Annotated in this window: 8 protein-coding genes; 2 read left to right on the plus strand and 6 right to left on the minus strand. The window is 74.3% G+C overall.

The genetic code is table 11. From position 1 onward, the window contains the following. Positions 1 to 140: 140 nt before the first annotated feature. Together IEX89_RS12720 and fliP are read left to right on the plus strand one after the other, a co-directional pair. Positions 141 to 2,060 carry a flagellar biosynthetic protein FliO gene (locus tag IEX89_RS12720; RefSeq protein WP_188913514.1) on the plus strand — a complete coding sequence of 640 codons (1,920 nt, stop codon included), beginning with the start codon at positions 141 to 143 and terminating at the stop codon, positions 2,058 to 2,060. Between the two features lie 93 nt (positions 2,061 to 2,153). Beyond that, positions 2,154 to 2,924, plus strand: a complete 771-nt coding sequence (gene fliP / locus IEX89_RS12725) for a flagellar type III secretion system pore protein FliP (RefSeq protein ID WP_188913516.1) — start codon at positions 2,154 to 2,156, stop codon at positions 2,922 to 2,924. A gap of 27 nt (positions 2,925 to 2,951) precedes the next feature. On the opposite strand, the gene IEX89_RS12730 is transcribed toward fliP, so the two are convergent. The 6 genes from IEX89_RS12730 to IEX89_RS12755 form a co-directional block, all read right to left on the minus strand. Continuing rightward, positions 2,952 to 6,506 (minus strand): tetratricopeptide repeat protein, encoded by a 3,555-nt coding sequence (locus IEX89_RS12730; RefSeq protein WP_188913518.1) that lies wholly within the window; start codon positions 6,504 to 6,506, stop codon positions 2,952 to 2,954. Positions 6,507 to 6,631: 125 nt separating this feature from the next. Continuing rightward, positions 6,632 to 7,474, minus strand: a complete 843-nt coding sequence (locus IEX89_RS12735; RefSeq protein ID WP_188913520.1) for a YhjD/YihY/BrkB family envelope integrity protein — start codon at positions 7,472 to 7,474, stop codon at positions 6,632 to 6,634. Next, positions 7,471 to 8,712, minus strand: a complete 1,242-nt coding sequence (locus IEX89_RS12740; RefSeq protein WP_188913523.1) for a CCA tRNA nucleotidyltransferase — start codon at positions 8,710 to 8,712, stop codon at positions 7,471 to 7,473. The genes IEX89_RS12735 and IEX89_RS12740 overlap by 4 nt, the downstream gene beginning before the upstream one ends. Continuing rightward, a complete protein-coding gene (locus IEX89_RS12745) occupies positions 8,712 to 8,969 on the minus strand; it encodes a DUF6111 family protein (protein WP_188913525.1) in 258 nt (85 codons plus the stop codon). Before IEX89_RS12745 ends, IEX89_RS12740 begins: the two co-directional genes overlap by 1 nt. 22 nt (positions 8,970 to 8,991) lie before the next feature. After that, a complete protein-coding gene (locus tag IEX89_RS12750; RefSeq protein ID WP_188913527.1) occupies positions 8,992 to 9,618 on the minus strand; it encodes a CoA pyrophosphatase in 627 nt (208 codons plus the stop codon). Positions 9,619 to 9,672: 54 nt separating this feature from the next. Beyond that, complete coding sequence (locus tag IEX89_RS12755) at positions 9,673 to 11,745, minus strand: hypothetical protein (protein ID WP_188913529.1); 2,073 nt, start codon at positions 11,743 to 11,745, stop codon at positions 9,673 to 9,675.

The raw sequence follows: 11,745 nt of genomic DNA on the forward strand, positions 1-11,745 counted from the left end.
TTAACCGCGCGACGGTTATGGTGCAGGGCGCGCTCGCGGGCGCGGCCATCCGCGCGCCTATCGAGAGACGCCGCACGGGATCTCGCGCCCCGACGGCCTCTCGACGGGACGCCGTTCAGTAGAGAGCGCGACGACCTGCCATGCTCGGCTTCGAGAATACCTCCATCGTCCAGTACCTGATCGCCTTCGCCGTGGTGATGGGGCTCCTCGCCCTGTTCGCCTGGCTCGCGCCGCGGCTTCTCGGCCGGCGCATCGGCGGACAGAACCTGTCATCGGGCAAGAACCGTCAGCCGCGGCTCGGTATCGTCGACGTCTACGACCTCGACCGCCAGCGCCAGCTCGTGCTGCTGCGGCGCGACGGTGTGGAGCACCTCCTCCTGATCGGCGGGCCCAACGACGTCGTCGTGGAGAGCGGCATCGGCCGCGCGCCGCCCCGGCCCGCCCAGCGCCCCGGCGGCGCGCAGGCGCCGATGCCGGCGGCCGTGCCGCCCGTGGCAGCGGCTCCCGCGTCGATGCCCTTCGCGCCGCCGCCTCCGGAGCCCGCCCGCGATCTCGGCGTGCAGGCGGCGGTCGGCGCCGCCGCTGCGGGTGTCGCGGCCGTGAGCGTCGCTACCCCGTCCTTCGCGCCGAGCCCCGAGGAGGCGCGTGACCCCGCCGGCGTCTCCGACGCCGCGCTCGCGGCGCGCGCGCCCGATACCGTCGCGCCCGAGGCGCCCGCGCCGGAGACGGTGCTGCCGAAACAGCAGGAGCCCACGTTCCAGGAGCCGGTGCTCCCGGAGCCCGCGCGGCCGGAGCCGATCGCCGCGCCGCGCGTCGAGCCCCGTCCTTTCCCGCGCGCCGGCGAGCCGCAGGCCGTGCCGGCCCCCGCCGCCCCCGCGGTGCCGCCCGCGCGTCGCGGCCTCATGGATCTCGCCCGCGCCGCGGCCGGGGGTGCGCCGGTGATGCCGCAGCGTTCGCGTGCCACCCCGACGGTCCCGCCGCAGGAACCCGCGCCCGCGCCGCGGCGCGAGCCCGTCTTCGACGCTTCGCCCGCGCAGGCGCCCCTCCCGGAGGCGGACGTGCCGCCGCCGTCGGTGGAGACCCAGGCTTCGCGTGGCGACGATGCCGGTGCGCTCTCCGACGTCGCCCGCCAGCTGGAGGAGGCGCTGCGCCGCCCCCTTCCGCACGGCGCGACGCCCCGCCGTCCTGCCGAGAGCGAACCCACCGTGTCGCTCGCACGCCCCGCGCCGCGGCCGGCACCGGCGCGCGAGACCGCCTCCGAGTTCGACTTCGCGAGCCTCCTGCGCCGTCCCGCCACCGCTCCGGCCGCGCGCCAGGCGCCTCCGGTCGTGCCCCCAGTCGCAGCCCCGCCCCCCGCCGAGATGCCCCGCGCGGTCGAGGAGCCGGCGCCGCGCGTCGAGATCGAGCGGGCTGCCGCCGACGACGCGCTGGCGCGTTTCGGCGTCGAGGAGCCCCAGCACGACGAAGCGCCCGTGCGGGACGAGCCGACCATGCGGGACGAGCCGCCCGCGTCGGTGACGGCCCCCGTCGAGGAGGTCGTCGTCGATGAGACCACCTCGGAGGAGACGACGATCGAGGAGCCTGCCATCGAGGAGACCACCGCCCGGGAGCCCGCCGCGGACGAACCGCCGCGCTTCTCCATGGACCCGGAGGAGGAAATCGCCGCCACACCCGAGGCGAGCCCGCCCGAGGAGCTGCCGGCGACCGTCGCCGAAGCCGAGGCCCCCGACGCGGAGCCCGAGCCGCACCTCGTCGACGAGGCGGAGCGCGATTTCGAGCCGGAGCGCTTCCCCGAGGCCGAGACCACCGACCTCGAGACCACCACGCCCGAGCCGGTCGCCACCGTCGTGCCGGTCGAGCCCGAGAGCGCCGCGGAGGCGCCCGCCGAGCCGGAGCCGGAGCCCCTCCCGGCGTCCGCCGCCATCGAGGAGCCCGCCCCGGCGGCTGCCCCCGAGGAGCCGGCCCGGCCGCGCGCCATCGATCCCTTCTCGGTGGAGGAGATCGAGGCGGAGTTCGCCCGCCTGCTCGGCCGCGCGCCGAGCCGCGACGAGAAGTCCTGACCTCGTCCACCGACTTCGCCGCGGCGCCGCTTGCGTAGCGGCGGCCCATTGCGCAGCGTCGTCGGCCGTGGCGGCAATGGGCGAATCAGGAGCATGAACGGTCTCGACATCGAGGCGTCCAGACGGGTCGCGCTCGGCTTCGCTCTCGCCGCCGGGCTCGGCGCCCTCCTCCTGTCGGCCGCGCCCGCTGCCGCGCAGACCCTCACCCTCGATTTCGGCGACGGGGACGGCGTCACGGAGCGCGCGCTCCAGCTCGTCGCGCTCATCACGGTCCTGGCGCTCGCGCCCTCGATCCTGGTGATGATCACCTCCTTCACCCGGATCGTGGTGGTGCTCTCGCTGCTGCGATCGGCGATCGGCACGCAGACGGCGCCGCCCAACGGCGTCATCGTCTCGCTGGCGCTCTTCCTGACCGCCTTCGTGATGGCGCCGACCTTCCGCGTCGCCTACGAGGAGGGCATCCAGCCGCTCCTCGCCAACGAGATCAGCGCCGAGCAGGCCTTCGAGAGCGGCATCGCCCCGTTCCGCACCTTCATGCTGGCGCACGTGCGCGAGCGCGATCTGGAGCTCTTCGTCGAGCTGTCGGGGGATCCGATCCCGGAGACGCCGGAGGACCTCGGCCTGCACGTGCTGGTGCCGGCCTTCATGATCTCGGAGCTGCGCCGCGCCTTCGAGATCGGCTTCCTGCTCTTCGTGCCCTTCCTGATCATCGACCTCGTGGTCGCCTCGATCCTGATGTCGGTGGGCATGATGATGCTGCCGCCGATCACGGTCTCGCTGCCGTTCAAGCTGATCTTCTTCGTGCTCGTGGACGGCTGGAGCCTGGTGGCGGGATCGCTGGTGCAGAGCTACGGCGGGGGGTAGCGCGAGCGCTTCGTGAGCGCCTCGCCGTCAGAGCGCCTCGCGCGTCGCCTCGGCGCGGGCCTCGGGGCCCGGTATCGAGACCGGCGTCGGCTCGGTGATCGGCGCCGGCGCCTCCGCCTCGGGGGCGGCATCGGGCTCGGGCTCGGGCGTGCGCAGGCCCACCTCGACCACCGGCGCGACGGAGAGCGCCGCTTCCGGGTGGCGGGCCTCCAGCGCCGCGAGGAAGTCGAGGAGCGTGTCCTCGCTGGAGATGTCGCGGGCCGCGTCGCGGAAGCCCGGCGTGGCGAGCGCGTCGGGATCGCCGAGCAGCGCGAACAGCCGCGCGTCGGCCGAGGCGTTCATCGGGTCGGCGAACTTCGCTTTCAGCCGATCGAGCCCGATCCCGTCCTGGCCGAGATTGTAGGCGAGCGCCGCGCGCAGCACGTCGGTGCGCTCGCGGTCGGTGAGCTCGCGATCCTCCTGCCAGCTCGTCCCGGCGAGCGCCTCGTGCGCCTCGCCCGCCTCGCGCCAGCGCCGGCCTGTCCACCAGATGTCCGCGCGCAGCCGGTCGATCTCGGGCCCCGCCTCGTCCTCGATGACCTCCAGCGCGAGATCGGTGCGGGAGAGGTCCGAGAGCGCCCGCGCCTCGATGAGGTTGCGTACCCGCCGCACGGCCTGCGGCAGCTCGGCGATGCGGGTGTTCTCGATCGTGGTGAGCGCGTCGGCGGGGTGGCGGTTCATCAGGTGGATCGTCGCGAGCCGCGCCGCCACCGCCGCACGGCCGGCGCCCTCGAGCCGGTTGTCGACCTGGTGCGCCAGGAGCTCGGAGGCCTTGTCGAGGAGGCCCAGCGTCACGAGCCGGTCGGCGAGACGCCGGACGATCTCGTCGCCGCGCCGCCCGATGGGCAGGAACTCCTTGAAGTCGAAGAACAGCGCCACCGCCTCGACCTCGTCGAGGTCGTCGGCGCGCCCCGAGAGGAACAGGTCGTCGAAGGCCTGCGCCGTCGTCTCGTGCAGCGCCAGCGTTACCGGGTGGTCGGGGAAGACGAGGTTCGCCATGTGCGCCGTGAAGAAGGCGTCGCGCCAGCGCCCGGCATCGGCGTAGAGGCGGCCCAGCATGCCCATGGCCTCGACCTCGACGCTGTCGCCGCGCCATGCGATGGCGAGGCGCTCCAGCGCCTCGATCGCCTGGTCGGGCGTGATCTCGTCCTCGACGAGGGCGAGACGCACGCGCGCGAGCTCCGCCTCGGCGGCGATCGGGCGCGCGCCCTCCTGCGCGAGGCGCGTCAGCTCGGCCAGCGCGAATTCCGTGCGCCCGGTCTCCACGTCGACGAGAGCGCGCACGAGGTCGACCTCGTCCGCCGCCACGGCGCCCGGGTGGAGGCGGGCGATGTCGGTGAGCTGCTCGTCGGCATAGCCGAAATCGCGCATGGCGAGGCCCGCCCGCGCGGCGGCGAGGCGCATGCGGCCCTGCAGATCGTCCGGGTAGGCGTCGAGCACCCGCGCGGCGCGGCGAAAGCCGGTGAGCGCCGGCACCCAGCGCTCGCGCATGGCGTCCGCATAGGCGCGCCAGAGGCTCGCCTCCGGGTTCTCCGTCATGGCGTCGGTGGAGAGCAGCGCCTCCGCCTCGTCGAAGCGGCGGCGCTCGGCGGCGAGGATCGCCTCCATCATCTGCACGTCGGCGCGCGCGGCGAGCTCCGGATCCTCTTCGAGCGCGTATTGGAACATCCCCGCGGCCTCCGGCGCGAGGCGGTTGGCGAGGAGCGCGAAGGCGAGGTCGAGCCGGGCGCGGCTGCGCTCGGGGATCGGCGCCTCGACGATGCGATCGAGACGCGCGCGCATCTCGTCGCGGATGTCGCCGCGCTGGGCCTGCGTCCAGGCATCGAAGTCGATCACGAGGTCGAGCGGCACGCCCGCCGCGCCCTCGCCTGGACCGGAGGGGAGCGCGATGGAGAGGCCGTTGCCGCGGGTGACGTGCACGCCGTCGAGATCGGCGCGCACGACGACGTCGTCGGCGAGCGCCGCCACGGCGATGCCGTGAGCGGTGGGCAGGAGCTCCAGCTCGGCGAAGCGGCGGGTCGAGGACATGTTGCGCGCCGGCCCCGGCGCGGTGACGACGGCGAGGCGCTCGCCGCCCTCGTGCAGGTCGGTCCAGTGCACGCCCGTCGCGTCGAGGAGGTCGAGCTCGAGCGCCGTGCGCCCCGCCTCGTCGACGATGGAGCCCACCGCGATCGGGTCCGGCGCCGCGTCGGCCGCGCCGCCGACGGTGAGCGTCCAGCCCGCATCCTCGGGCGTGAGGCGCGCGACGCGGGGCTCTGGCAGCCGCATGCGGGCGGTGACGAAGGGGCCCTCGCGCACCACGGATTCGAGGATCGCATAATCCGACGCCGCACCGCCGAGGTCGGGCTCGGCGAGGGTGGCGGGCGTCTGGAAGACGACCATGAGCACGCCGGCGCGGGTGAAGGCGGCCGCCGGCACCGTCGGCCCGAAGGGGAAGACGACGCGCAGCCCGTCGTCGACGACCGACACCACCGGCACCGAGCGTGGCGGAGCCGGCTCGGCCGGAGCCGCAACGGGGGCGATGGCGGGCGCCTCGGAAACGGCTGCGGCGTCCTCGACGACCGGCTCGTCGGCGGGCTCCTCCACGAGCTGCGTCGCGGCGGCGTCGTCCTCCATGGATGCGCTCGCGGCCGCGGCCTCCGCTCGCGGGCGCGCGGGCGGGATCGGCGCGGCGTCGCCCTCGCCGGGCAGGAACGGCACGAGCCCGAGTGCCGCGCGCACGGGCGCGACGCCGCCGGCTTCCGCGTCGCGGGGCTCGACGTCGAGAACGAAGCCCTCCTCCTCGCGGAAGCCGCGGGCGACGAAGCCGTCGTCGAGGTCGATGCGCACGTAGAGCGCCTCGCCGGTGTCGTCCTCCTCCACCGCGGCGACGCCGGGGATGGTGGGAAGGAGCCGCTCGGGCTCGAGGTCGAGCCGCTCGTCGAAGAAGAGCGTGATCGAGCCGTCGCTGGAGCGCGCCTCCACCGGCACGCCCTCCGGCGCGGCGAAGATCAGGCGGGTGAGCCCGGGCAGCTCGGCGACGCGCACGGGCATCGGGGTCGGCATGCCCTCGCGGCGCGCGGCGCGCTCGGCGGAGAAGCGCGCTTCGGCGGCCTGCGCCCGGCGGGCGAGCTCGGCCACGACGTCCTCCGGCAGGCCCGGCGGCATGCCCCGCCAGGCTTCCGGCAGGAGGTCGACGAAGACGATCTCGCCGGCCGGAAGCACGCTGGCCGAGAAGTTCTGCGTCAGCGCCATGCGCAGGCCGGTCCCGTCGGGATCGCGGCGCACCTGCGAGACGTAGGAGGGGATCTCCTCGCCGATGCGCTCCGCGACGATCTCCACGGGCTCGGCGAAGCGCACGACGAGGACGCCGTTCTCGGCGCGGGCGACCGTGGTGACGGGCGCCGCGAAGTCGAGGCGAATGCGCGCCCAGGTCGGCTCTTGCGTGCTCGTGATCATCAGGGCGGGACGCGTCTCGCCGCCGGCCTGCTGGGCGGCGGCGGGGGCGATCCCGCGCACGGGCGCGTCCGGCAGCGCCGCCAGGAGCGGCACGAGCGCGAGCACGAGGACGCGCCGCGTCCCCCTCGTCCGCCCGTTCCGATGTCCGCAACGCTTCGCCACGTACGCCCCCCACGGCGATCTTCTTCCGCCGCTGGGTCCAGGCTAGAGCGTCGCGGTTAACGGCGCGCTTAACGCCGCGCGCGCCCGGCGAGCACGGCGTTGAGCGCCGCGCCGTAGAGCACCGCGCAAGCGCCCGCGAAGAAGAAGAGCAGCGTCCCGAACGCCGCCGCGAAGGGGCCGTAGAGCGCCTGAGGCGGCGCGACGTGGGTTTGGTAGAGCGCGAGCGCGTTGACGCTCGCGATCCACGCGAGGACGGAGACGGCGATGCCCGGCGCCGCCGCGCGGGGCGACAGGCGGCTTCGCGAGAGCCGCGTGTGCGCCGCGAGCAGCAGCCCCGCGACGATGGCGAGCCCGCCGAGCGTCTGTGCGGCGAACAGGATCGGCCCCGCCCCCGGCGGCGGGGTCGTCGGCTCCACGGGAGGTGCCGTCGGCGGCAGGTCGACGAGGACGGCGACGAGAGTCGCCAGCGCGAAGGCGAGGAGCGCGCCGAGGCCGGCCCACCGAAAGGCCCGCAGGCGACGCCGGAGCGCGCCGTCGGCAGCGCTCGCCTCGCCGTAGAAGCGCGCGAGCCCCCGGCGCAAGACCTCGAGGGCGTTGCCGGCGAGCAGCAGGAAGGCGAGCGCCATGGCCGGCATGGCGGAGACGGAAAGGTCGTCGGCCGCGCTCGCGATCGCCTGCGCCACGGGGCGCGCGATGACCTTCGGCCACAGCGCGAAGACGCCGCGCTCGGCGGCGTAGAGGATGTCGGGCATGTCGAGCGCCCGCGCGGCGAGCGCGATCGCGACGAACATGGGCAGCGTCGCGAAGGTCGCGGTCATGGCGAGGAGCGCCGCATGCGCCGGGCCGTCCCGCTCGGCGAAGAGCCTCCCCGCCCGCAGGAGCGGCGCGAGACGGCGCGCCGGCGCGCTCACGAGTGATCCGCCCCGCCGAGCGCGGTGGTGATCAGCGCTTCCCGCGTGCCCTCGCCCGTCGGGCAGCCCAGAGCGAGCCAGCGGGCGCGCGCACGCGCCATCGCCTCGCCGATCGCGGGACCCTTCGGGACACCGGCGGCGATGAGGTCGCGCCCGCGCAGCGGCAGGACGGGGATGCTCTCGGGATCGGCCTCGAAGCCCGCGAGCGCCGGGCGCGCCTCGTCGTGCACGCGCAGGCGCGGCTCGCCGTCGAGCGCGGCGAGGGCGTCGGCCGCCGCGACCGGCGGGTGATCGGCGACGAGCCGGCGCAGGGCGGCCTCGTCGATGGGATCAGCGGCGTCGTGGAGATGCTCCACCAGCCGCGCGTAGGAGGCGAGCCGCGCGCGCTCCGCGTTCGAGAGCCGCAGCGTCTCGCCGAGCCGATCGGCGTCCTCGCGGGTGCGCACGAGAGCGGCCGCGAGCCGGCCCACGGCGTCGCGTCCCGCCGCCGCCGCGCGCGCGAGCCGCCCCTGATCGGCGACGCCGCCGAGGAGGAGGCCGAGGAAGCCCGCGTCCGAGATGGTCCCAACCACCTCCACCGCGCGCTTCGCCTCGAGAAGGCGCACGATCTCGTTGCGTACGCGCTCGCGGGAGAGGATGGCGAGCCCCTCGCGCTCGACGATCGCCGCGTGCAGTCCCTCCGCGTCCAGGGCGCCGGTGGCGAAGTCCGCGGAGAAGCGGAAGAAGCGCAGGATGCGCAAATAGTCCTCGCGGATGCGCTTGCGCGCGTCGCCGATGAAGCGCACGCGCCCCGCCTCGAGGTCGGCGAGCCCGCCGGCATAATCGTGTAGCCGCCCTTCGGCGTCGAGCGAGAGCGCGTTGATGGTGAAGTCGCGCCGCAGCGCGTCCGCGGCGAAGTCGCGCCCGAAGCGCACCACGGCGTGGCGCCCGAAGGTCTCCACGTCCTCGCGCAGGCTCGTCACCTCGTAGGGCTCGCCGGAGACGACGAGCGTGAGCGTGCCGTGGGCGAGGCCGGTCGGCACCACCTTGAAGCCGGCGGCCTCGCCGCGGGCACGGGTCTCGTCCGGCGTCGCGGTGGTGGCGAGGTCGACCTCGTGCACGTGCCGCCCCACGAGGGCGTTGCGCACCGCGCCGCCGACGATGCGCGTCTCCTCCCCCGCCCCGTTCAAGGCGGCGAGGAGCGCGGCGACCCGCGTATCCACGAGCAGCGCATCGAGACGGGAATGGTCGAGGGGCATCAGTCGAACCGGCCGGGATTGATCTCGCCGGCCTCGTAGGAGGGCGGCACGTAGACGCCCGTGGAGCGCGGGGCGACGACGCCCGTATAGACGAGCGCGGCGACGACGAGAACGAGGCCCGCGACAGCCAGCGGCGGGATCGAGCGCTCCCAATGCGCGAAGGCGAGCGGGTTGCGCCGGCGCAGCAGGAGATAGACGAAGAAGGCGACGAAGGGCAGGAAGAAGATCACTGCCTGCTGCAGCAGCACGCGGGTCATGTCGGCTCCTCGGTCCGGCGCGTCACGCGACCGGCTCCTTCGTGGCGAGCCGCTCGTAGAGGTGCCGCAGGATGCCCGCCGTGACGCCCCAGATATAGTGGTTCTCGTGCGCGATGGCATAGAAGCGGCGCAGATGCCCGTTCCAGCAGCGCACCTGCAGCTCCTGGTTCGCCTCGTCGAAGGCATACGCGAGCGGGATCTCGAAGACCTCCGTCACCTCGGCCGGGTTGAGCGTGAGCGTGAAGCCCTCCGAGACGAGGCCGACGACGGGCGTGACGAGGTAACCCGTCGTCGAGAGGTAGGTGTCCGAATAGCCGAGCCGCTCGACGAAACGCGCCTCGAGCCCGATCTCCTCGTGCGCCTCGCGAAGCGCGGCGTGCCAGGCGCAGGCGTCGCTCTCGTCGATGCGCCCGCCGGGGAAGGCGATCTGGCCCGAATGGGCCCGCAGGCGGCTCGATCGCACGGTCAGCAGCAGCGTCGGCCCCGCCTCCCGGCGCACGACGGGGATGAGCACCGCCGCCCGCTTCGGGTCGCGCGCGCGGGGCGCGCCGGCATTGAGGTCGTGGTCTCCCCGCGCGAGGGCGAGCCGCCCGATCGGCTCCGGCGAGAGCCGGGTCCGGGCGAGGTCGAGGAACTCGGATTCGGTCATGGAGCCACTGTTCCACGCCGAACCCGCCCGTGTCATCCCCGGCATGCGACCGGGTCACGCGCGCCGGCGCGCGCCCTCGGCGAGCCAGCCGGCGAGCGCCGCGCCCAGCAGGAGGACGAGACCGACGAAGCCGAGCGCCAGCGGCGTCACCGAGACGCCGCGCACGATGGCGCTCTCGCTGGGGCGGATGCCGATCCAGTCCGCGCCCGACAGCCGCGTGTCGGAGCGCACAGTCTGGATGCGCGGCACGACCGGCGGGCCGCCTTCGGCCGCGACGCGACGGACGGAACCGCCGGTCGCCTCGGTGATCGGCGCGAGCGCCTCGGTCGTCGAGAACACGTCGCGCATCTCGCGCGGATTGGCGGGGCCGACGCTGACGAAGGCCACGAGCTCGTCGGCGCGCAGCTGGTGAAGGCCGAGCTCCGCCCCGGTCACCCGCGCGCCGTAGAGGCCGGGCTCGCGCTCCACGAGATCGACGCGCACGCTTTCGCCCGAGGGTGCGGTCAGCACCACCGGGGCCGGCGTCTCGCCCATCGTCTGGCGCTCGATGGTGATCGTGCGCCCGTCCGCGGACGCGCGCAGCGCCTCCTCCTCGAGCGCGGGCTCCTTCATCAGCCAATGCGCGGTGCGGCGCAGGAGGTCGAGATAGGGGCCGCCCTCGCGAAAGCCCCGGGCCCAGAGCCAGGCGTGATCCGACAGGAGGAGCGCGACGCGGCCCTCGTCGTAGCGCTCGAGCACGAGGAGCGGGCGCCCGTCGGCGCCGGACATCACCGTGTCCCCGGCATCGACATCCGCGTCGAGAAGGCGCAGCCACTCGCCCCAGGAGGGCGGGGACGTCTGCGAGCCCTCGAGACCGCGGGTGACGGGATGGCGTGCCCCCACGCTCGTGATCTCGGCGCGGTAGGGCTCCTCCACGATCTCGCCGGTGGGCTGGCCCGGTATGATCGGCGACAGCCGGGTGCGCGCCAGCGACGCGACCGTGGCGAATTCAGGCCCGGCGGCGAAGAGCACCGCGCCGCCGTTCTCCACGTAGGTGACGATGTTGTCGAAATAGATCGACGGCAGGATCGACTGGTTGGCGTAGCGGTCGAAGATGATGAGGTCGAACTCCTCGATCTTCTCCTGGAAGAGCTCGCGGGTGGGGAACGCGATGAGCGAGAGCTCGTCGATGGGCGTGCCGTCCTGCTTGTGCGGCGGGCGCAGGATGGTGAAATGCACGAGATCGACGTTGGCGTCGGACTTGAGCAGGTTGCGCCAAGCCCTTTCCCCTGCGTGAGGTTCTCCCGATACGAGAAGGACCCGCAGGTTCTCGCGAATGCCCTCGATCTCGACGACGGCGCGGTTGTTGGCGCGCGTCAGCTCCTGCGGCAGCGGCTCGACCTCGATCTCGACGACGTTGGCGCCGCCGGTCTCGATGCCGACGGGCACGGAGAAGGGCCGGCCCGTGAGCACCTGGCGGCGCGCGAGCACCTCGCCGTCGCGACGAACGGTGACGTTCGCCGAGCCGGTGCCGTTGCGCTCCTCGACCATGGCCTCGATCGTCTGCTCGCGCCCGACGATGCCGAAGCGCGGGGCGCGCACGAGGCGGATCTGGCGGTCGCTCTCCGCCTCGCTGCCGGTGACGAGGGCGTGCATCGGGGCGCGGAAGCCGAGCTGGCCGGCATTCTCGGGGATGTCGTGGACGACGCCGTCGGTGACGAGGATGACGCCCGCGATCCGGTCCGGCGGCACGTCGGCGAGCCCGTTGGCGAGTGCCTGGAACAGCCGCGTCCCGTCGTCCCCCGCACCGTCCTCGACGGTGATGAAGCGGGGAATGACGTTCTGCATGGAAGAGAGGCGCCGGTCGAGCTCCTCGCGCACCGCCTGCGTCATCGCTCCGCGCTCGCCGAGCCCCTGCGAGGCGGTCTCGTCGATCACCACGGCGACGACGTCGTCCACCGGCTCGCGCTCCTCGTCGACGAGGGCGGGGTTGGCGAGCGCCACGACGAGGATCGCGAGCGCGAGCGCGCGCAGGGCCGCCGGCGCGCCGCGGGCCAGGAGGGCGAGCAGCGCGAACAAAGCCGCGAAGGCGGCCGCGGCCCATAGGACGGGCTCGGGGACGAGGGGCGAGAAGGAGAGCGTCAGCAA

It is taken from the genome of Salinarimonas ramus (assembly GCF_014645695.1).
In the GTDB taxonomy this organism is placed as follows: Bacteria; Pseudomonadota; Alphaproteobacteria; order Rhizobiales; family Beijerinckiaceae; genus Salinarimonas; species Salinarimonas ramus.

Bases quoted from the DNA above. Each gene is read 5' to 3' on its own strand.
- IEX89_RS12720 (WP_188913514.1), top strand. From the start codon at position 141: ATGCTCGGCTTCGAGAATACCTCCATCGTCCAGTACCTGATCGCCTTC.
- fliP (WP_188913516.1), top strand. From the start codon at position 2,154: ATGAACGGTCTCGACATCGAGGCGTCCAGACGGGTCGCGCTCGGCTTC.
- IEX89_RS12740 (WP_188913523.1), bottom strand. From the start codon at position 8,712: ATGCCCCTCGACCATTCCCGTCTCGATGCGCTGCTCGTGGATACGCGG.
- IEX89_RS12745 (WP_188913525.1), bottom strand. From the start codon at position 8,969: ATGACCCGCGTGCTGCTGCAGCAGGCAGTGATCTTCTTCCTGCCCTTC.
- IEX89_RS12750 (WP_188913527.1), bottom strand. From the start codon at position 9,618: ATGACCGAATCCGAGTTCCTCGACCTCGCCCGGACCCGGCTCTCGCCG.